Origin of the sequence: Paenibacillus sp. 2RAB27, assembly GCF_052115445.1 — a bacterium.
Taxonomy (GTDB): Bacteria; Bacillota; Bacilli; order Paenibacillales; family NBRC-103111; genus Paenibacillus_E.
The window spans coordinates 144602-164983 of record NZ_JBFRGR010000006.1 but is presented as its reverse complement, the minus strand read 5'-3'; the positions used below and the strand labels follow the sequence as shown (position 1 = coordinate 164983).

Sequence of the window (20382 nt, the reverse complement as noted above, 5' to 3'; positions counted from 1 at the left end):
AAATTTTGCAGAGGAGTCGATCGGATTGGAACAAATCTCATCCTTATCGTTTAGAAAGAAACTACAACTTGGTTGTTTTGCACTAATTGGTTTAAATTCGATCTTCATGTTAATTGTAACTTTTGCCTCAGACTGGAACCGCTTACTTGGCATTATTTTCCTAGTTATTATCCTAGCCGGAAGCTTTCCCTTCATTCGTTGGTTTGAAGCACAACTGACAGAGCCAATTGCCGATATCTCTCGCATTGCGCTTAATATTTCCAAAKGGGACTTCTCTCAAAAGGTGGCAATCACGTCTGACGACTCACTCGGTCAACTCGGCCAATCTTTTAACAAAATGATTGACAAGCTCCGCGATATTTTACGCGATACAGGATCTATTTCGAAACAAGTTTTCCAGACAAGCCGTGATATCTATGTAAAGAATGAAAGTTTTCGTACTGTTCTTGAGCAAGTGAGTATTTCGGCCCATGAGCTCGCTGCTGGTGCGGGACAAATCTCTGAGGAGATTTCTGGCGTTTCCATCACTTCCAAAGATATTGAAGTGAAAATCGTAAATTATGCTGGATCTGCTCAAGAAATGAAACACCGTTCAGATCTAATGATGACCCTCGTAGAAAAAGGACGCACATCCGTTGAGAGCCAAGGCGTCGGTATGAAACGAAATGTTGAAGTAACGAGACAAGTATCCGATACGATTGATATGCTTGCTCGCCAAGCCGCAGGAATTACGAGTGTTACTCGCTCCATTTCCGAGATCGCTGAGCAAACGAACCTATTGTCCCTCAACGCATCCATTGAGGCTGCTAGAGCTGGTGAACATGGCCGAGGCTTCGCTGTCGTAGCGCAAGAAGTACGTAAGCTTGCTGAAGAATCCACTTCCCTCACACGTGAAGTATTCGGCTTCGTTAAGAGCATTGAGCAAGGCATTCAAGATGCGATTCGCAGCATCCAAGTCAATGAAGATGTCGTTAAGAAACAAACCGTCTTAATCGATCAAACCGAAATTGTATTTGCTGAGATTGTTGGCAGCGTCGGCTTCATTTCTGAGGAAATTACACGCTTTGCAGAAGAAAGTGAAAGCATGCTTCAAAGCTCTGGACAAATCGCCGCAGCGATGGAAAATATTTCAGCCATTACCGAAGAGTCCGCGGCGGGTACGCAAGAAGTGTCTGCTTCCATGAATGAGCAAATTTCCACCGTACAGGGCATCGTTACCCAAGCGGAAGAAATGACGCGGGTTGTGACCCAGTTGCAGCAAACCATTCAAATCTTTAAGCTATAATACATAAAAGAACAGCCCCTCAGATACCTTCTCTGAGGGGCTGTTTATTTATCCGAAACGAGGTAGAAAGCAGCGAGAGCGTCTATGTTATCAGGTTAGAAAATACGTGTAAATAGGCATCCTTTATATCGATTTTCAACAATCTCCACTGGATTTCCTCCAAATTGATGCCTTTTTGCATCAATTTCCAATAAAACAACTGAAAACCCATTCAAAAGTGCACTTTTGGAATTTTGACATCGCTAACTGCTTTGAGAACTTTGATTGGAACCCTAGTGGCTCCAGTACAGCAGTAAAGTTCATCCATTGCCTACTACTCCCTAGTGTGTCAACCAACGCCACCAACCAAACTTACACCCGTATCTTCGATTCGGTTAGCTCCATGAACTGCTTCACATCTTGCGCTGCCATGTCGACAGCACTTTGCCAGAAATCCGGCTCTGTGAGATCTACACCTAAATGCTTCTGCGCTAGTTCCTCTACGTTCATGCTTCCTGTATCGCGAAGCAAGGAGATGTACTTGTCTTCGAAAGTTGCGCCTTCCTGCACCGCTCTTGCATAAATACCAGCACTGAACATGTACCCGAACGTATATGGGAAATTGTAGAATGGAACGTCTGTCGCATAGAAGTGCAGTTTAGCTGCCCAAAAATGCGGATGGTAGCTGCTCAAGGCATTTTTGTAAGCAAGCTTTTGTGCATCGACCATGAGCTCATTAAGGCGCTCTACACTAACTAAGCCTTGACTGCGTTCCCCATAGAAGTTCGTTTCAAAAATAAACCGTGCATGAATGTTCATGAAGAACGCGATAGCCCTTTGGATTTTATCCTCGAGCAAAACAATGCGTTCATCATCCGACGTCGCACTCTTCACGACCGCATCTGCTACGATCATTTCAGCAAAAGTAGAAGCTGTTTCAGCTACATTCATCGCATATTCCTGCGCGAGCGCCGGCATATCCGTCATCACATGCTGGTGGTAACCATGTCCTAGCTCATGAGCGAGCGTAGAGACGTTATTCAGCGTCCCGCCGTACGTCATGAAGATCCGAGTCTCACCCGCTAGCGGGAATGAGGTACAGAAGCCGCCAGGGCGCTTGCCAGGGCGATCCTCCGCTTCGATCCAGCGCTTCTCGAAAGCTTCCTCAGAGAAGGCAGCAAGCTTCGGACTAAACCGTTTGAACTGATCAATGATCAGACTCGCACCCTCGTCGTAAGAAATCTTCTTGGATGAATCGCCTAGCGGCGCATCCACGTCAACCCATGCCAGCTTGTCAACGCCTAGCAGCTTCGCTTTTCGATTTAGATAATCCACGAAAAGACCTTTATTACGGTCAATAACGTCCCACATCACGTTCAATGTTTTTTCTTCCATACGATTGATGGCTAGTGGTTCTTTATGTATGCTTTTCCAGCCTCTTGCCTTATAAACTTGAAGACGGAAGCCAGCCAAGTGATTTAATGCTTCTGCACAATATTCTTCTTTATCCGTCCATGCTTGTTCCCATTTATCAAATAAGTCTAAACGTTCCTCACGATTCTCAGTATGCAGCTTATTAAAAGCTTGACCTGCGGATAATTCAACCTGCTTACCGTCAACTTCAACAGTCATACTGAATTGACCCACGGTTGAATTATACAAATCGCTCCACCCATGATAGCCGTCAACGGCTAAATCATTAATTAAAGCTTCTTGCTCAGGCGGCAGTTTCTCCTTAGCCAGTGCGCGACGTTCATCAAGCGAAAAGGCAATGGCTTGAAAGGGCTCTTGTTGCAATACGGCTGCCCAAACCTGATCTGGAACTCCAGTCAGAATCTGATCAAAATGCGTAAGGGAAGATAAATGCTCCGCATATAAGCTTTTCACTTGTCCGCTTAACACAGGTGCTTTCTTATCTTTCTGATTGTCTGCTTGCAAACAGCCTACGAAAGAATCTGCCTCGTGAATATGCATCACATTATGCTGAAGCAATTCAATCAATTGGGCCAGCGACGAGGTATCCTCTACGCTTTGCGKAGAAGCTGTACGACGTACTTGCTCTTGAAAAGATGCAATGGACTCCTGAAGCTTCTTTAGATGTGCAGCGAATGCAGGAGAATCACTTCCTCCAGGGAAAAATGTTTCAAGATTCCATGTTTGATTAAGAGGTAATGTTAACAATGCGATCACCTTTCCTTTCCACTTTTAATTAAATCATATCCACCAGGCATTCGCCAACTATCCGCATCTTCCTCATTGCTTCTCTTCAAAAAGTATGATTCAATTATGTATAGTTCCTTCGGACTAAATCGGAACAGGATGGGTGATTTCTAAATTATGAAACCGTTACAAATTTCTCCTGAAACAGCTGTTAAGTTAGCGGAGCAGCTTAAAGTACCATTAGAACATCTCATGCATATGCCACAACATATTCTTCTTCAGAAATTAGCAGAGCTCGCGAAAAGCACATCGTCAGACACGAGCGAATCGGAATCGAAGTAACCCTTGATACCTTTTGCTAACACTTGGCCTTACGACATCATCATGAAGGACATTTATGTGGCCCAATGTCCGTTCTGTCTAAGCTCAAATGTCTTGCTGCCGCTCAAAATTCATGAGCTCGAGTCCATACACGAGGGGAAAAAGAAACTGCTTGTCTTCCCTTGTTGTCATAACAAGTTGACGCTTGTGGATACAGATCGCGATTATTTACTAGCGGACACCGCGGTACGAAATAAACATAATTCATAGTTCATTGCAAGGAGCAAACGAACCTTTATGAATGAGTACCTCATTCCTTTGACAAGCGCATGTACATTAGTTACCTTAAATTATTTAGCCTTGAAAGTTCATAGCAAGATGTTAATTGATTCGCATGAACATCTATTCGCCTCCTTGCTTACAGGGTTAGCCAGCATCATCATGATGCTGGTTCCACTTCCTGAGGCATTCGGCTTAATCGATCTACGCTCGTTACCCATCTTCATGGCCGGATTGCGATACGGATTACCTGTTGCCCTCTTCTCGACCATACTGCCTGCTGGTACTAGTATTATTTCACAAGAAAATCAAGCCTGGTTCATCATCGCACAAGACCTCATTGCCCCAGCCTTCATTAGCTCCTTTTTCCATAACAAAGAATACCGCAATGGCTTCTTGGACATACCTATTCGACTCTCGCTACAAATATGTGGTTTCGTTTTCATTATGCGTATACTTACCCATAGCTTCCTGGAACGCAGCTTATCTTGGTCCTATACCCTTGATCAATTGTTCATGTTTGGCATTACCTCCGCCACCCTCTTCATGATCATCATTATGGTGAATGACGAGAACAACAATTGGCGATTGCAGCGCAAGCTTGAAATGCAAGCGAATCAAGATGGTTTGACCAAACTGCCCAACTTAAGAAGCTTTATGCCTATCGCTCAAAGTACCTTACATAAGCGTAAAGTATCTATCATGATGATTGATCTCGATAATTTCAAGCTGTATAACGATCGATTCGGACATTTAGAAGGCGATCAATTACTCCAAGAAGTAAGCTCTGTTCTTCGTCATTTGATTCAAGAGCAAGATTACCTGGCGAGGTATGGGGGAGAAGAATTTATTCTGCTCTGTACGGAAACAGACCCTATTCGAGTCCTTAACTACGGCCAAACCTTATGCACCTCCATTGCGGAATTATTTCTCTACAAAAAGAACGGCTTGGAAGCGGCTCCCATCTCTATTTCTATCGGGATCTCAACGGCTGACTCTCCACACATGGATCTTAAAACACTGATCTCGGAAGCCGATCACGCCCTCTATCAATCCAAGCATACTGGCAAAAACCGTCCCACACTATTCAAGCATCCACAAGGAATCGCACAAAAAATGAACGCTTAACCATCCGGTTAGATACCGTGTCATGGCTAAGCGTTCATTTTATTTGAATGCCGATCTATTGTTTATTTACGTAGCTTGTTTCATCTCATCCGGCAGTTCTAGACGCATAGCAAGCATATCTTCTCGCGTTGTCACCCATTGTTCGCGACTAGCCCTAATCATCCCGGCGTCCATAATTTTACGATCATTAATAATCCGTGAAAACCATTTAACCGCATCGGGAAAACGTTTTAATCTCCGGTTCAACTCGCCCATTAAATACATAAGCTTCGCATTATTTAAATCCATACCTTCCGTTTCGAACACATTCACATACGCATCTAGTGCAAATGAGAGGAAACGTTCTTCTTGCTCCCAGTCACCTTTAATCCGGTAAAGCCAAGCCAAATGATGCAATAATCCAGCAACCACGCGTGACTTCTCGTTTTTAATTTGCGCACTTAGCAGCGCTAGCTTAAAGCACTGCAGGGAATCTTCCCACGTTCTCTCTTTGCAATAATCCCGCATTGACCAGTTCTGAGCTACTTTTTCATGGAACATAGCTCGTTCTCCCGGAGTCCATTTATCCGAGAAGTTCTCCGTATGTGCGTACCCGCAGAAAGGACAGATCCGTACAACGTAGTAATCGGGATTAACATCCTTATAGTGAATACAGAAATCTGAATCCGATTTACTTGCTTTCTTGAAGCTAGGTCGAACCTTCTTCGACTTGAACGTATTTGTACAGTAAGTGCATGTTACTGAGATCTCATATAAGGGTTCGACCACTTGATATCCCGCCTTTTTCCCTAAGTAATAAATATTGTATGGGAAGAATGGACTAATCTTCCTCAGGTGTGTTGATGAAATGATAAGCAGAACCTCTAAGCCGTTCTATTAGAAAATCCTGTAAATCATCCGGCATGCCGATGTCAGCCATCGCTTCTGTCATACAAGCTAACCATGCATCCGCACGCTCTCTTGTAATCGGAAAAGGCATATGCCTAGCTCGCATCATCGGATGACCGTGGCGATCGGAGTACAAGGTTGGGCCACCGAAAAATTGGGTTAGAAACAACGTCTGTTTCTCTATAACTGGGTCTATGTTAGCAGGAAAAAGCGGCGAAAGTAACGGATGCTGCTGTACTTTCGGATAGAAGGCCTCTACCAAACGACTTACCGTCTCCGCCCCCCCCATTAACTCAAATATGGTTCTGTTTTTGCTCTCTGACATACCAAGAAACCTCGCAATTCGTATTCAATAGTTCTCTAAATCCTCGTCCCCTGCGTGCATGAGCGTTTCTCGAATGACAAACACGAACATACAGACAACCAATCCGGCAATGACACCTGTCATTTGAATCACTCCCGACGTATGGATTTTAGTTTTACTAGTTCTATTTTACCATAAAAACAAGGACTGAACAGTCCCAAGAACCAAATTAAACGACTATACAGTCCTACTTGGACATAGGCGCTTATCTATCTACTATTTCATGAAATTCGGGACGGTATGTATGTCCAAGCTTATTCATATAGTTGACTAAGAGGAGGTATCTACGATCTATGCCGAAACAAAACTTCACCMCAGCCTTGCTTATGTCATTTGTTATTATAGGCATCATTGTATGCTTGGTTCTATTCCCGCATGACGGTTTTCAAGCCGCTTTACGCGGTGTTGCTATTTGGTGGGATGTGCTCTTCCCAGCCCTGTTTCCCTTCTTCGTTATCTCCGAAATTATGCTCGGCTTCGGGATCGTTCATTTCTTCGGTACACTGCTTGATCCGATGATGCGTCCCGTCTTCCGTATCCCTGGGATAGGCGGATTCGTGATGGCGATGGGTTTTGCCGCGGGATATCCCGTAGCGGCTAAGTTAACTGCTCAGCTCTGGGAACAGAAGCTGGTCAACCGGGAAGAAGGCGAACGGCTTGTTGCCTTCACAACGAGCTCGGATCCGATATTTCTAATCGGAGCCGTATCGATTGGCTTTTTCCACGATGCCACCTTAGCCTTTATTTTGGCCATTGCCCACTATGGAGGCTCGTTCATGATTGGCCTCATCATGCGGTTTCATGGCAGGAAAGCCTTACCTACTCCTGGGCCACCTAGGGAGAGGGGCTCTATATGGAAACAAGCCTTCCAAACAATGCATAGCGCGAGATTACGGGATGGAAGATCTTTAGGTACTTTATTAAGTGAGTCGATTCTCCACTCTCTCCGCTTGATGTTCGTTGTAGGTGGACTTGTTGTCTTCTTCTCTGTCGTTCTAGAGGTGCTTACTTCTGCCCAGGTTATGAATGTGTTCTATCTGTTAATTACATCCCTCTTATCCATCACAGGGTTGCCTCACGAGCTCTCGCAAGCCGTCATGAATGGGTTATTCGAAGTCACACTGGGTGCTAAAGCTGCAGGTGGTGCCCCTGCTTCGATTGCCCTTTCCAGTAAAGTCGCGATAGGCGCCTTTATCCTCTCCTGGGCCGGCATGTCCGTGCATGCTCAAATTGTCAGCTTATTAAGCCATACCAACATGCGCTATCTCCCGTTCCTTTTTGCCCGCCTCCTTCACGGCATACTCTCTGCTGCTATTGTTCTCCTGATTTGGGAGCCTATGCAGCGATTTCGAAGTCCCCAGGCTGTATTCATGCCGTACTATGAGGCGAATTCACCCGTTATTAGCTATCTAAAGCTTATTTTCCCGATAAGTGCGATGGTCTTTGTTGGTGCTTTTGCTGTCATCATGAGTCTCTTCCTCGCATATTCCTTACTTAGACTGGTGTATGAAAAGGTTGGTGGAACAAGATAATATGGGTAATTACGATCATGTTTATAAAGGGAGAGAATATTCAGATATGATAGCAGCCGACCCCCAAGAGGCGAAAGGTTTACCGCAGGCGATTGAACGACTTCGCGAGCTGGCTTTTAATTTATGGTTCAGCTGGAACCATGATGCTCTGCAGCTTTTTGAAAGCATCGACCCTGGCCGCTGGAAAGCCCTCGGTCACAATCCCGTTCGACTTCTTCATGAGCTAGAGGAACCCCAGCTTGAAGCCTTAAGCCAGAACACTGATTTTGTCGAGCGTTATCGCCAAGTCATGCAAAGATTTGATACGTATTTGAATGAACCCAGTTGGTATTCAACTAACTATGCCGACGAAGAAAATGTGCAAATTGCTTATTTCTCTGCTGAATTTGGTTTTCATGAATCGCTTCCGATTTATTCAGGCGGGCTCGGCATTCTTGCCGGCGATCATATCAAATCGTCCAGTGACCTCGGAATACCACTTGCAGGCGTGGGCCTACTCTATAAAAAAGGCTATTTCACGCAAAAGATTGATGCGAGCGGCAGTCAGCAAAGTGAATTATTCCCCTATGATTTTGAGCAATTACCGATTCGTCCGGTACTTCAAAATGGCCAGCAGCTCACAGTTTCACTTGATATCTCTGGTCGTACGATCACCGTCTTGGTTTGGGCTGCTAAGGTAGGACGCAATCTGGTCTTTTTGCTGGATACCGATCATGAAGCCAATCAAGACGCAGATAAAGAGTTGACCGCACAGCTGTATGGCGGGAATCAAGATATGCGGATCGCCCAGGAAATGGTACTGGGAATCGGTGGTGTCAAAGTGCTGCGTGCACTCGGTATTTACCCGAATGTGTACCACATTAATGAAGGTCACGCGGCTTTCCTCACGTTAGAACGGTTGAAGGAATTGCTTCACATGGGCCTTCCTTTTCATGTAGCTGTAGAGACCGTGCGCTCCGCCACCGTTTTCACGACCCATACACCTGTTCCAGCAGGTCATGATACGTTCTCCGTCGGGATGGTGGAACACTATCTCGGTCACCTTTTCAGCGAGCTGCCTAAGCATAAACAAAGCATTATTTCATTAGGGCTTGATCATAAGTCCGGTCAATTCAATATGACACATCTAGCGATGAATACAGCGGGGTTGCGCAATGGCGTCAGCAAGCTGCATGGGCAAGTTTCACGCGAAATGTTCAAGGAATTCCATGGTCATATCGATGCCAGCGAGGTGCCGATCAGCTCTATCACGAACGGTGTCCACCTGGATACTTGGACCGCCCCTGCTTGGAAGGAGCTCTTCGATCGATTCCTCCCCGGCACATGGCGAGCAAAGCAGTCCAACGAGCATCAATGGGCGCAAATTGAGGTCATTCCCGATGAATCCATTTGGAAGGTTCATCAGCATTTGAAAGATGATCTGGTACGTTATGCTCGCAATAGTCTCATGGAGCAACGCAAACGTAACGGGGAATCCGAAGAACGGATTGAAGAAGTTAGGCACTATTTAAATCCTAAAGCCCTTACAGTTGGGTTCGCCAGACGCTTCGCTACTTACAAACGGGCCAATATGATTTTCAATGATTTGTATCGGCTCAAGAAATTAATTAATAATCCTGAGAGACCCGTGCAATTTATATTTGCTGGGAAAGCCCACCCTGCTGATTACCCAGGCCAAGATCTCATCCGAGAAATTTACCGCATCTCTCAATTAAAAGAGTTTCTCGGTAAAGTCGTTATTCTCGAGAATTATGATATCAACATGGCTCGCTATCTCGTTCAAGGCGTCGACGTATGGCTAAACAACCCTCGCAGACCCCTTGAGGCTAGCGGAACTAGCGGCCAGAAAGCTGCCATGAACGGCGTTCTTAATTTCAGCGTGCTGGACGGCTGGTGGGAGGAAGGCTACAACGGTATGAATGGTTGGGCTATCGGATCCACGGGAGCCGCGGACTGGGCCGCACAGGAAAAAGAAAATACGAAAGCGATTTATCACCTTTTGGAGAATGAGATTATCCCTCTTTACTACAATCAGGGTGAGATCCCTCATCAATGGATTGGACGCATGAAGCGGTCTGTTCAATCGCTCAGCCCCGTCTATAATACGCACCGAATGGTGCAGGACTACACGAATCTTTCGTATGTACCAACAGCCAAACGTGCTCGTCTGTTTGTCGCGGACAATTATGATGTGGCTACCAAAGTTGCCGACTACAAGCAGTTTATCCGCAGCAATTGGCATCAGGTAAGAATAATGAATATTGATGATCATGCCGATAAATCGACTTCTGACGTTCCCTTAGACGAGATTCTCCCATCAACGAAAGAGATTACGGCGCAAATCCATTTCGGCCCTATTTGGCCGCAGGATACGGCAGTTGAAGTCATTTATTATGCAGAAAATGGCGAAACGTGGGAGCAGAAAATCATCCTCATGGCTCCAATCGGGGAACTTATTGAGCAATCGCAGCGCTTCCAAGCAACCATTCCATCCCATCTTATTCATGGACCTCACTTCTCGATTCGTGTGCGTCCGATCTCAACCAACTTTGCGCATTCGTTTGAACTCTCCCTCGTTACGAGCACCTTGTCTTAATAATGAGAAAACTTCTATCGAAGCCATTCAAAGATGAGCGACCGCTATTCTACCCCTCAAAGTGACGCTAACCTTCGAAGCAAATTCCGATTACTTTGTAGGGACCCCAGGAGAGGTAAGTTTTATCGCCAATAGGAAAGCGGTTTTCGGTATCGAAAACTTAACTTCCTATGTGGTAAAATCGCTTAACCTAAGCTAAAGCCCCGTTTGGGGCTTTTCTTATTGACTTAGATAAATTATGATGAGAAGAGTATTTACAGGATGTACAGGCAGATGTGAATGTAAATCTAACGACTTGGTGATGCTATGGATTGGAATAAGGTACTAGAATTGGCTTCTTTTTCACCAAATCAGGATTGTCATATTATCATTGTTGGTGAAAGTAAAGATGGACAACCTTTCTGCTTTGAAGATAACTTTGCTATCGACAAAATAAGCGAAGATTCGATAACCGTATGTCTTGAACAATTGGGTGTCTACCCCTTTGACAAGCTCGAACATGTTTCTTTCGTTGAATTTTCTTTCAAAGATGGTGCCATTTTATATTACGCCTATGTCGATTTGATTGGGCTTGAACTAAAAAAAACGATCTGTTCCCTGACTCTATCTCTTCCAGAGGAAGTTTTTCAACATCAAAACCGCAGACATCCTCGTGCTAAGCTTACACTGCGTACACCGATTACACTGCGTGTCGCTGGCATTCGAAGCTTATCTGCTCAGAAGGGTGTCGCTTTTACTGGACAACTTCTCGATATCAGTGTTGGCGGATTATCCTTTGTCACATCCAATCGACTATTCTTTCCATTGATTCTGGAGTTCAGCTTCATTCTCCCGAATGTCTCTCAGCCTATGACTGTCTATGGTGAAATTGTAAGAGTTACGCATTTCAGCAACGACAGCTATCGGGTCGCCGCAGAATTTCGGTATACGCCTGAATCCATTCTCCAAGATATTGATGCCTTCTGTTCCAATTATTAAGATTATAATTCTACGAAAACTCAGTCCACGCTTACGAAGCAATTTTTGCTAAAGCAAAACTCTTAGGAGGAACAAGATTGAAATATAACGTCATTGAACGAGGCGATGACATCTCCAAGGGGCTGACCGAACGCTTCCACGCTCTCGCCGCTCAGCAAGGCATGCCAAGGGATGAAGACCATCCCGATATCGTCCTGTCCATTGGCGGAGATGGCACGATGCTCCAAGCCTTTCATAAATATGTCGACAAGTTAGATCATATCGCATTCGTTGGGATCCATACGGGGCATCTTGGATTTTTCGCAGATTGGAAGCCGGACGAATTAGATCATCTAGCTTCATTAATGTTTAGTGTCGCAACACCAGAGGAGTTGCAAGTCGTGCGCTACCCCGTTGTCGAAATCGAAATTACGACGGACAAGGGTGTTGAAACACACCTCGCACTTAACGAGTTTACGATCCGTGGGATCGAAGTTTCACTAGTCGCAAGACTTCACGTGAACGATGAAATGTTTGAAATGTTCCGCGGTGACGGTATTTGCATATCTTCTCCTGCAGGCAGTACGGCTTACAACAAGAGCTTAGGCGGCGCCATGGTCCATCCATCGCTTGAAGCTATTCAAATTGCCGAGATCGCATCGATTAACAATCGCGTGTATCGAACACTAGGTTCATCGATGATCTTGCCAAAGCATCACCACTGTGACATTTATCCAAAAGCACAGCAGAATATGCTGTTGTCGCTGGACCATTTATATATGCAGCGTGCCGATGTCGTTTCCATTCGTTGCCGAGTGGCTTCCAATGTGAAAGTAAAGTTCGCACGGTTCCGTCCGTTTCCATTCTGGAATCGGGTTCGCGAAGCCTTCGTTGGCCTTGAAATAAAATAAGCTTTACACGCATGTATAACAAAAAACATAACGCCATCTGCTCTCCACACTTGTTGGAGTTCAGATGGCGTTATTTGGTTTATTGCTGATTAAACCGTTGTAGAACTAATAACTTCAGACGGTATTTGTTGTTTAGGCGCGTTTACTTTCTCGATAATAAAGTAAGCACAGCCGAAGTTGCAGTACTCATTCAAATAATCTTGAAGAGCTGCGATGGAGGATTCTTTGGTCGCTTTTGGGTGGATTTCTTTGAAAAACCCTCTCAGTCGTAATTGACTATATCCCCAATCGCCCACAATATAATCGTACCGCTCCAACACTTCGCTGAAGCGTTCCTTGAACACTTCGAAATTCCAACCATTTTTGTGATCGGTAACAAGCTCGTATGTTTTATTGGCAATATGAATCATGGTGGTAGGAAGCTCTCCTTTCTATGATCCGTTCATTGAATTCGCCTTCTAAACGCTTGATGCTGCTTTCACCTGTTCATGTGCATGATAGGAACTGCGTACCAGCGGACCCGATTCCACGTGCTTAAAGCCGCGTTTCATGCCCTCTTCCTTCAGCATAGCAAACTGTTCAGGTGTGTAATACTTGGATACCGATAAATGCGTCGTGGACGGCTGTAAGTATTGACCGATCGTCATAATATCACAATCCACTTCTCGCAGATCTTCCATCGTTTGTAGCAGCTCGTCCCACTCTTCCCCTACACCAATCATGACACTGGATTTCGTTGGAATGTTCGGGGCTATCCGTTTAGAACGCTGCAATAGCTCGAGGGAACGACGGTATTTCGCTTTAGAACGAACACGATCTGACATCCGCTCTACCGTTTCCATATTGTGATTCAGAATATCTGGCTTTGCCTCAAGCACGATAGCTAGTGATTCTTCTCGACCTAGAAAGTCAGGAATCAACACTTCAACTGTGCACATCGGCAGTTTACGACGGATCGCTTTGATCGTCTCAGCGAAAATCATGGCACCGCCATCTGTTAAATCATCGCGTGCCACCGAAGTAACAACACAATGACGAAGCCCCATTTGTAGCGCTGCATCTGCAACACGTTCCGGCTCTTCCAAATCAAGCTCCGTTGGGAGACCTGTTTTAACTGCACAAAAGCGACAAGCACGCGTACAAATATCACCTAATATCATAAAAGTCGCTGTCCGATTCGCCCAGCATTCATGAATGTTCGGACACTTGGCTTCTTCACAAACTGTATGCAACGTCTTGGAACGCATCATCGATTTAATTTCTTTGAAATTCTCATCGGTCTTCAGATTGATCTTTAACCAGTCTGGTTTTCTCTCTAACACTTTTCTAGGCACTGTAATTCCCGCCTTTTTATTTGGTTTCTCAATGATGTTATTATAACATGAATGACTGACAAAACAATCCACTTTGGGGGTCAGTTGTGATACACTTGTTTAGATGGACCAAAACAGCTCAGCTTACTACATAAAGGCTGTATGGGAGGAAAGAAACATGAGCATAACTGAAGTGACGCGCGAGAAAGATCGCAAGCTTGGTGAAATTTTAAGAAACATGGGCCGTGTCATCGTCGCCTTCTCCGGAGGGGTTGACAGTACATTCGTCCTCAAACGTGCACAGCAAGAGCTTGGTGACCAAGTCCTTGCCGTAACTGCAGCATCTGAAACGTTTCCCACGAGGGAGTTCGATGCCGCTGCACAACTAGCTGAACAATTTGGCGTTCGCTTGCACAAAACAGAGGTAAAGGAATTGGAGAACGCGAATTTCGTTGCCAATAATCCTGACCGTTGTTACCACTGCAAGACAGGGCTTTATTCCCATTTACAAGACATCGCGAAGGAACTGGGCTATCCGTTTCTCTTGGATGGTTCCAATGTCGACGATCTAGGCGACTATAGACCAGGACTACAAGCGAAGAATGAGCAAGGCGTCCGCAGTACGCTGCAAGAAGCCGGCTTAACCAAAGACGAGATCCGAGCGCTTTCCAAAGAGCTTGGTCTGAAAACATGGAACAAACCTTCATTTGCCTGCTTATCTTCTCGTATACCGTATGGTACGCAAATCGAGAAGTGGAAGATTGACCAATTGGATGAAGGCGAATATTTCCTTTCCCAACTAGGTCTCTATCAAGTACGTGTGCGTCATCACGAGAAGATTGCTCGGATCGAAGTCATGCCGGACGAGATTCACAAAGTCCTTGAACATCGCGATGCGATCTACGAGAAATTTAGCAAGCTTGGCTTTACATATGTCACATTAGATTTGCAAGGCTACCGCACTGGCAGTATGAATGAAGTGCTATCTCAAGAAACGAAAGATAAGGTGAAAGAAGCTTCCTTATGATGGACTTAGAGAAGATCCTAAAACTCGTCCAGACCGGCGATCTGGACATCGACGAAGCCAAGAAGCAAATCATCAAGGAAGGCGGGTCAGGTCCCGCCAACCTTGATCTTGGATTTGCGCAGCTCGACATCGATCGCGAGAAGCGGACAGGCTTCCCCGAGGTCATCTTCGGGGAAGGCAAGACGCCCGAGCAGATCGAGGCCATTTTCCGGCGGCTGATGGAGCATACCGACCGCGTACTCGCCACACGGGTCGACGCGGCCAAAGCCGCCTATGTCGTAGCCAACGTGGAAGGTGTCACCTACCACGAAACTGCACGGGCGCTCACTTGGTTTAAGCGCCCGCTGCTCAAAGTCCACGACGGCTATATCGCCGTCGTGTGCGCAGGCACCTCCGACCTCCCTGTGGCGGAGGAGGCTGCCCTTACGGCAGAATGCCTAGGCAGCCACGTTGAACGTATATACGACGTGGGTGTCGCTGGCATTCACCGGCTCTTCCGCCGGCTCGAGCTCATTCGCGGTGCGAACGCGATTGTGGTAGTTGCCGGCATGGAGGGCGCACTCGCCAGTGTCATGGGCGGGCTTGTCTCTAAACCCATCGTCGCTGTGCCGACGAGTATTGGGTACGGTGCGAACCTTGCCGGGATCGCACCGCTGCTGTCCATGCTCAATAGCTGTTCGCCGGGCATCTCTGTCGTTAACATTGACAATGGCTTTGGCGCTGGTTATTATGCAGGACTCATTAACAAAAATATGTCGAAACGAGCGTGAATTACAACCATGCGCATTTTATATTTGGACTGCTTCTCTGGAATTAGCGGCGATATGACCCTTGGCGCTTTGGTTGATGCGGGAGCAGATCGTGCTTATATTGAGGATGAGCTTTCCAAAATCAAACTAGAGCCCTACACCTTGGAATGGAAGCGCGTTGTGAAACGCGGCATTTCTGCTCTTAAGCTGGATGTCATACTCGACCCTGAACATCCTCCGAAGCAGCACAGACATTATTCAGAAATCGTCAATGCCATTCAAAAAGCAGAATACAATGAGCGTGTTACAGCACTAAGCCTAGCTATTTTCGAAAAAATTGCGATTGCCGAAGCTAAGATTCACGGGATACCTATTGAAAAAGTACATTTTCATGAAGTCGGTGCCATTGATTCCATCGTTGACATCGTAGGTGTTGCATTAGCCATCGATTCCTTGCAAATCGAGCGTATTTTCTCCTCTCCAGTACCACTAGGATCAGGAACCATACATATCGATCATGGTATTTATCCAGTACCCGCTCCTGCCACACTGGAGATGATGAGAGGCTTACCGATCGCATCAACTCCTTATAGTTTAGAAATGACAACGCCTACGGGAGCCGGTATTATTTCAGGAATTGCTGATGAATTTTCCAAAAGCTTCCCACCCATGGTCGTTGATCATATTGGCTATGGTGCAGGCACTAGGGACTTACCCAAGCAACCCAATGTGCTGCGCGTTGTAGTTGGTAGAGTTGATCCATTTATTGGTAAATGGCAAATTAGCCATGAGCATCTAGCGCATGATCATAGTCATGAACATACACATACGCACGATGACCATCACCACCATCATGATCATACGCATACACACGATGATCATCACCACCATCATGATCATACGCATACACACGATGATCATTCACACAGCCATGATCATAAACACGATCACGATCATCATCATCATGATCACTCTCATACGCACACGCATCATGGCGATGCCACACCTGGCACCCCACAATAGCGTAGACATGACAAACGCCCTTCCATCACAATGGAAGAGCGTTTTTTTGTCTCAGTTGTTGCAAGAATAATAACCTAACTTCCTCATAAACCATCTTCAGCGGTACTTCATGCATCCTTGCTACTTGTTCACATTCCTTAAATTCAGGTGCAAATTGCACTAATTTTCCTGCGTGATAACCAACTTTTACCGTTAAGGGTCCCCAAGGTGTTTCTACACGCTCAAATTCTCTGGCTAATCGATGACAAGATGCATGAAGATATCGAATGCCAAGTGTGGTCGTTTCACTAAAAATAATCTCCTCAATCGGAGACAAACGACCCTCATCCACTAATACATTCAGCATGATTCCAGGACGTCCTCGTTTCATAATGATGGGTACCATATATACATCATTAGCACCTGCATCAAAAAGCTTATCCATCACATAAGTCATCCACTCCGGATTCATATCGTCCAAATTGGCTTGAACTAATAACAATTGATCATCAATATGCTCTTCTCTATGGTTAAAAGTCACTTTTCCCACCTCTTATTGGCATCATAGCAAATATCCCGCGGTAACGAAAGATCGAAGGATAAACAACAAGACATCCGTACATCCTAAGAACTAACATTTCAGGAAGGATGATAGAGATGCAAAGCAGAGCATTTTGGTCAAAGGTTCTCGTCCTTAGCCTCCTCCTATCAACAATCACATTACCGCCTTTTTCAAATATGGATGTATCATCAGCTATGACAAATGATCAGATAGCTCCAATACCTAGCTCCCAACCGACCAAACCTTCACAATCGGAGCGAAAAGAGCTTTTTGAAAAAATAAGCTTACTTACGGGTATTCCTTGGACATACCTAGCTGCTGTAGATCAATATGAGAAAACCATAAACACTGCCAAAAAAAGAACCGTTCAACAAAGCATCACGAATATTTATTTTTCAGAACTTGTTTGGGCGGGTATGCTTAATCCAGATCCAAACGATTCCAATTTGATAAGGATTTCCTTCTTCCATGGCTTAGGGCGGGATGGATCGGGGGATGGCATCGCTGACCGTGCCAACGATTTAGATGTACTAGCGGCTATGGCAGCGATCTTAGGCAACAATGGAACGAAAGTTGATAACTTACAAATGAACCTTTGGAATTATTACCACAACGCACGTAGCGTAGAACGCATCCGTCAATTCGCTGCGATCTATGAGTCTTTGGGCACACTAGAAGCAAATGCTCATGCATTCCCACTGCCAATTTCATCCGACTATTCTTATCGTAGCACGTGGGGAGATAGTCGCGGCTGGGGTGGGCACCGTACTCATGAAGGTACAGATTTATTCGCTGGCTACGGTGTTCCTGTTAGAAGCACTTGCTATGGTATCGTTGAAATCAAAGGATGGAACCCCTACGGTGGCTGGCGAGTTGGCATTCGTGATCTCAACAACATTTATCACTACTACGCCCACCTTTCCGGCTTTCAAAAAACGCTCAAAATAAACGATATCGTCAAGCCCGGACAAACTATCGGTTGGGTCGGCAGCTCCGGCTATGGAAAACCAGGTACATCCGGTAAATTTCCCCCTCATCTTCACTTCGGATTATACCGTGATAACGGCTCAACAGAGTGGAGCTACGATCCCTATCCATCCTTACGAAGATGGGAGCGCGAAGATCGAGCTAAAAAGAAATAAACCCACCTTCACGGTGGGTTTATTTTTTGGGGCTTATGGTTTGATTATGCCCTCCTTGGGCGTAGAATTCGTTGCCCCTGAGTGCGGAATAGTTGGTAACGTTATGCTCGGTGGGCTGCCATCCTTCGAACTTCCCACTGGATTACCTTTATTGTCATAGTAATAAGTAGGAACATCCCCCACAACAAGCGAATAAGAAATCGGAATTTCAGTCTCTACAATTTCAGTTTCTGAATCAAAAGGGATAATAACAGAAACCTCTGCAACAATGTGCACATATACCTCAAACATCACCATATTAATACCAGCATTTTGAGTTCGTGTGTTTAAATCCACCTTCACACTTCCAACAGGAAGTAATCTGATCGGGATATCTGGGCCAAAAGAGGCGAGAATAGCACTATTCATAGCCTGCCCAAGGGGAATATGATCTGCAATACTTTCCAGATTATTCAACTCGCCTTGGACCGTTTTAATAGCCTCCGAAGTAATCCTCATATGCTCATTATAATTCAACATAAAACCTGTAATTTTGTTGTTTTTATCCATTTTCCAATCAATTAATTGCTCTGCATTCGTTCCCCCTGCCACATGATCGGCGATTGCACTATTTATCGCTTGGGTTGCAATCTGCTTAACCCTAACCTTCGCCAGATTCATCAAAGGCGGTCTTAGATTCCGTTCTATAAAAATAAAAAACTGAATGCAAAACAAGACTAAGATGAGCAAACCAATCCACAGTACCTTTTTACGGCTTGTTTTCACAGTTGGCCTGCTTCTCCATCGTCGCCTCTGCAGCATGCTTCTCCCCCTTCCTCCGTGACCAAATCCTACTTATTCGCCATAATTCATTAGTACTACCTTATGCGGACATGTTTTGAAAAAGACGATCCAATCCTTCATCATCCTTCATTCCTTACTAACATACGCCGCCCTTAATCAAATCCCCCCTCATTGCACTCCCCTATCCTACTCACTACCTTCCCCAATCACTCTCCCCCTACCTGCCCTTCTCTCCACTACTTCTTCTCGTCAAACCGTATCCCCACTATCCCCTTCACTCAGAAAAAGAAGCCAGCTTTTTTATACAAATCATTGAAAACAGATCATATGTTTGGTAAAATAATAAAAAAAGAGAACAAACGTTTCTATTCCATTTATTTTAGGGAGGATTATTATGGACATTTCAAGTTTGTCATACGAGCAATTTCATAATTATTTTTCCTCTGAAGATATCTGCATTGACTTTCTTTTTCAAACAAAATGGCCTTCAGGCTTTTATTGTCCACGTTGTGAACATCGTCATGCCTATGTAACTACAACTCGACGTTTACCCTTGTATGAATGTTCCCGATGTCGTTTCCAAGTCTCATTACTTTCAGGAACGATTATGGAAGGCTCCAGAACTGAGCTTCGTAAGTGGTTATTGGCAATTTTCCTATTTTCGCGTACTCATATTGGTACAACTGCCATGGAGCTTTCAAGACTTATTAAAGTCACTTACAAAACAGCCTGGCTAATCCTGCATAAAATTCGCAATTCCATCCTACAGGCGGATAACCAAAGTCCGCTCTCAGGATCAGTCCAAATTAACTCCGCTATCTATGGAAAACCCTTCAATCCAACTGTCCACAAACATCCTCAAGAACATCTCCTGCTCGTAGGCTCATCACTCAATGATTCAGGCGAACCTACGCATATCAAAATTAAACATGTTATACCGTCCCATCCTACAAATAAACATATTACTAAAAGCGACATATCCACCTTTCAGCAGCAACATATCGAACCTACTGTGAAAGAGATCCACTCGATTACTGGATTTTATACGCCAAAACGGCAGCGACCCCTACTTGAAATTGTTAAACAAGCAAGCACTTGGATTAATACTACCTTCCATGGCATCGGCGCCCGTCATCTTCAAAGCTATTTAGACGAGTTCTGCTACCGAATTAATCTAACTACCTCCAAAATACCTATTTTCGAAAACTTGATTAAACGATGCATTCTTAGTAATAGTGCAGCGACTAATCTTTCTGAGGACACTACTCAATTCTCGCATTTTTATGTCTTCTAGGCTCCTTCATTTTATTTCGTTATCACCAACTTTTAAATTACAGTATTATCATTTTTCTGAGCTAAGGGGATAGTGGACATAGATGGCTGTGAAAGATATAGAACAGTATA

The 20382-nt window shown here is 45.0% G+C and carries 20 protein-coding genes; 13 read left to right on the top strand and 7 right to left on the bottom strand.

From position 1 onward, the window contains the following. Positions 1 to 25: 25 nt before the first annotated feature. Positions 26 to 1285 (top strand): methyl-accepting chemotaxis protein, encoded by a 1260-nt coding sequence (locus tag AB4114_RS11585; RefSeq protein WP_441988599.1) that lies wholly within the window; start codon positions 26 to 28, stop codon positions 1283 to 1285. 351 nt (positions 1286 to 1636) lie between these two features. On the opposite strand, the gene AB4114_RS11580 is transcribed toward AB4114_RS11585, so the two are convergent. After that, a complete protein-coding gene (locus AB4114_RS11580) occupies positions 1637 to 3454 on the bottom strand; it encodes a M3 family oligoendopeptidase (protein WP_441988598.1) in 1818 nt (605 codons plus the stop codon). Positions 3455 to 3601: 147 nt separating this feature from the next. Here AB4114_RS11580 and AB4114_RS11575 point away from each other — a divergent pair, with 147 nt between their 5' ends. From AB4114_RS11575 to AB4114_RS11565, 3 genes are read left to right on the top strand one after another with little or no spacing between them, the layout of a single operon-like run. Next, a complete protein-coding gene (locus tag AB4114_RS11575) occupies positions 3602 to 3766 on the top strand; it encodes a YycC family protein (RefSeq protein WP_068668182.1) in 165 nt (54 codons plus the stop codon). A gap of 3 nt (positions 3767 to 3769) precedes the next feature. Further along, positions 3770 to 4015, top strand: coding sequence for a hypothetical protein (locus AB4114_RS11570; RefSeq protein WP_082595376.1), 246 nt, complete (start codon positions 3770 to 3772; stop codon positions 4013 to 4015). A gap of 27 nt (positions 4016 to 4042) precedes the next feature. Continuing rightward, on the top strand, positions 4043 to 5152 hold the full coding sequence (locus AB4114_RS11565; RefSeq protein ID WP_441988597.1) for a diguanylate cyclase: 1110 nt from the start codon (positions 4043 to 4045) through the stop codon (positions 5150 to 5152). A 66-nt stretch (positions 5153 to 5218) separates the two neighbouring features. On the opposite strand, the gene AB4114_RS11560 is transcribed toward AB4114_RS11565, so the two are convergent. After that, on the bottom strand, positions 5219 to 5920 hold the full coding sequence (locus tag AB4114_RS11560) for a DUF2225 domain-containing protein (RefSeq protein WP_441988596.1): 702 nt from the start codon (positions 5918 to 5920) through the stop codon (positions 5219 to 5221). A 52-nt stretch (positions 5921 to 5972) separates the two neighbouring features. After that, on the bottom strand, positions 5973 to 6365 hold the full coding sequence (locus tag AB4114_RS11555; RefSeq protein WP_056613325.1) for a globin domain-containing protein: 393 nt from the start codon (positions 6363 to 6365) through the stop codon (positions 5973 to 5975). A 332-nt stretch (positions 6366 to 6697) separates the two neighbouring features. On the opposite strand from AB4114_RS11555, the gene ylbJ reads away from it, so the two are divergent. The 4 genes from ylbJ (at position 6698) to AB4114_RS11535 (ending at position 12400) form a co-directional block, all read left to right on the top strand. Beyond that, on the top strand, positions 6698 to 7936 hold the full coding sequence (gene ylbJ, locus AB4114_RS11550; RefSeq protein WP_441988595.1) for a sporulation integral membrane protein YlbJ: 1239 nt from the start codon (positions 6698 to 6700) through the stop codon (positions 7934 to 7936). Between the two features lies 1 nt (position 7937). Beyond that, complete coding sequence (gene glgP / locus AB4114_RS11545) at positions 7938 to 10532, top strand: alpha-glucan family phosphorylase (protein WP_441988594.1); 2595 nt, start codon at positions 7938 to 7940, stop codon at positions 10530 to 10532. A gap of 306 nt (positions 10533 to 10838) precedes the next feature. Next, entirely contained in the window at positions 10839 to 11510 is a 672-nt protein-coding gene (locus AB4114_RS11540) for a PilZ domain-containing protein (protein WP_441988593.1), read from the top strand. Positions 11511 to 11587: 77 nt separating this feature from the next. Continuing rightward, positions 11588 to 12400 (top strand): NAD kinase, encoded by an 813-nt coding sequence (locus AB4114_RS11535; protein ID WP_441988592.1) that lies wholly within the window; start codon positions 11588 to 11590, stop codon positions 12398 to 12400. An 89-nt stretch (positions 12401 to 12489) separates the two neighbouring features. Here the strand turns inward: AB4114_RS11535 and AB4114_RS11530 are convergent, their stop codons facing one another. Next, positions 12490 to 12810, bottom strand: coding sequence for a YutD family protein (locus AB4114_RS11530; RefSeq protein ID WP_056613316.1), 321 nt, complete (start codon positions 12808 to 12810; stop codon positions 12490 to 12492). Positions 12811 to 12858: 48 nt separating this feature from the next. Then, on the bottom strand, positions 12859 to 13806 hold the full coding sequence (gene lipA / locus AB4114_RS11525) for a lipoyl synthase (protein WP_441988591.1): 948 nt from the start codon (positions 13804 to 13806) through the stop codon (positions 12859 to 12861). Positions 13807 to 13891: 85 nt separating this feature from the next. Between lipA and larE the strand changes: the two genes are divergently transcribed. Genes larE through larC (AB4114_RS11510) form a run of 3 tightly spaced genes read left to right on the top strand, consistent with a single transcriptional unit; the run spans position 13892 to position 16512 of the window. Further along, positions 13892 to 14740 carry an ATP-dependent sacrificial sulfur transferase LarE gene (larE, locus tag AB4114_RS11520; protein ID WP_171629210.1) on the top strand — a complete coding sequence of 283 codons (849 nt, stop codon included), beginning with the start codon at positions 13892 to 13894 and terminating at the stop codon, positions 14738 to 14740. Next, complete coding sequence (gene larB, locus AB4114_RS11515; protein ID WP_441988590.1) at positions 14737 to 15510, top strand: nickel pincer cofactor biosynthesis protein LarB; 774 nt, start codon at positions 14737 to 14739, stop codon at positions 15508 to 15510. The genes larE and larB overlap by 4 nt, the downstream gene beginning before the upstream one ends. Positions 15511 to 15519: 9 nt before the next feature. Beyond that, complete coding sequence (gene larC / locus AB4114_RS11510; protein ID WP_441988589.1) at positions 15520 to 16512, top strand: nickel pincer cofactor biosynthesis protein LarC; 993 nt, start codon at positions 15520 to 15522, stop codon at positions 16510 to 16512. Positions 16513 to 16537: 25 nt separating this feature from the next. On the opposite strand, the gene larC (AB4114_RS11505) is transcribed toward larC (AB4114_RS11510), so the two are convergent. Continuing rightward, on the bottom strand, positions 16538 to 17032 hold the full coding sequence (larC, locus tag AB4114_RS11505) for a nickel insertion protein (protein WP_441988588.1): 495 nt from the start codon (positions 17030 to 17032) through the stop codon (positions 16538 to 16540). Positions 17033 to 17148: 116 nt separating this feature from the next. Between larC (AB4114_RS11505) and AB4114_RS11500 the strand changes: the two genes are divergently transcribed. Further along, positions 17149 to 18195, top strand: a complete 1047-nt coding sequence (locus AB4114_RS11500; protein ID WP_441988587.1) for a M23 family metallopeptidase — start codon at positions 17149 to 17151, stop codon at positions 18193 to 18195. A gap of 33 nt (positions 18196 to 18228) precedes the next feature. Here AB4114_RS11500 and yunB read toward each other — a convergent pair whose 3' ends face one another. Next, entirely contained in the window at positions 18229 to 18960 is a 732-nt protein-coding gene (yunB, locus tag AB4114_RS11495; RefSeq protein WP_441988586.1) for a sporulation protein YunB, read from the bottom strand. Positions 18961 to 19372: 412 nt separating this feature from the next. On the opposite strand from yunB, the gene AB4114_RS11490 reads away from it, so the two are divergent. Continuing rightward, positions 19373 to 20272 (top strand): transposase, encoded by a 900-nt coding sequence (locus tag AB4114_RS11490; RefSeq protein WP_441988585.1) that lies wholly within the window; start codon positions 19373 to 19375, stop codon positions 20270 to 20272. Positions 20273 to 20382: the final 110 nt, after the last annotated feature.

Coding starts and splice junctions, on each gene's coding strand:
- AB4114_RS11490 (WP_441988585.1), top strand. CDS start 19,373: ATGGACATTTCAAGTTTGTCATACGAGCAATTTCATAATTATTTTTCC.
- AB4114_RS11565 (WP_441988597.1), top strand. CDS start 4,043: ATGAATGAGTACCTCATTCCTTTGACAAGCGCATGTACATTAGTTACC.
- larE (WP_171629210.1), top strand. CDS start 13,892: ATGAGCATAACTGAAGTGACGCGCGAGAAAGATCGCAAGCTTGGTGAA.
- larB (WP_441988590.1), top strand. CDS start 14,737: ATGATGGACTTAGAGAAGATCCTAAAACTCGTCCAGACCGGCGATCTG.
- larC (WP_441988589.1), top strand. CDS start 15,520: ATGCGCATTTTATATTTGGACTGCTTCTCTGGAATTAGCGGCGATATG.
- AB4114_RS11555 (WP_056613325.1), bottom strand. CDS start 6,365: ATGTCAGAGAGCAAAAACAGAACCATATTTGAGTTAATGGGGGGGGCG.
- glgP (WP_441988594.1), top strand. CDS start 7,938: ATGGGTAATTACGATCATGTTTATAAAGGGAGAGAATATTCAGATATG.
- AB4114_RS11530 (WP_056613316.1), bottom strand. CDS start 12,810: ATGATTCATATTGCCAATAAAACATACGAGCTTGTTACCGATCACAAA.
- AB4114_RS11500 (WP_441988587.1), top strand. CDS start 17,149: ATGCAAAGCAGAGCATTTTGGTCAAAGGTTCTCGTCCTTAGCCTCCTC.
- AB4114_RS11575 (WP_068668182.1), top strand. CDS start 3,602: ATGAAACCGTTACAAATTTCTCCTGAAACAGCTGTTAAGTTAGCGGAG.
- AB4114_RS11540 (WP_441988593.1), top strand. CDS start 10,839: ATGGATTGGAATAAGGTACTAGAATTGGCTTCTTTTTCACCAAATCAG.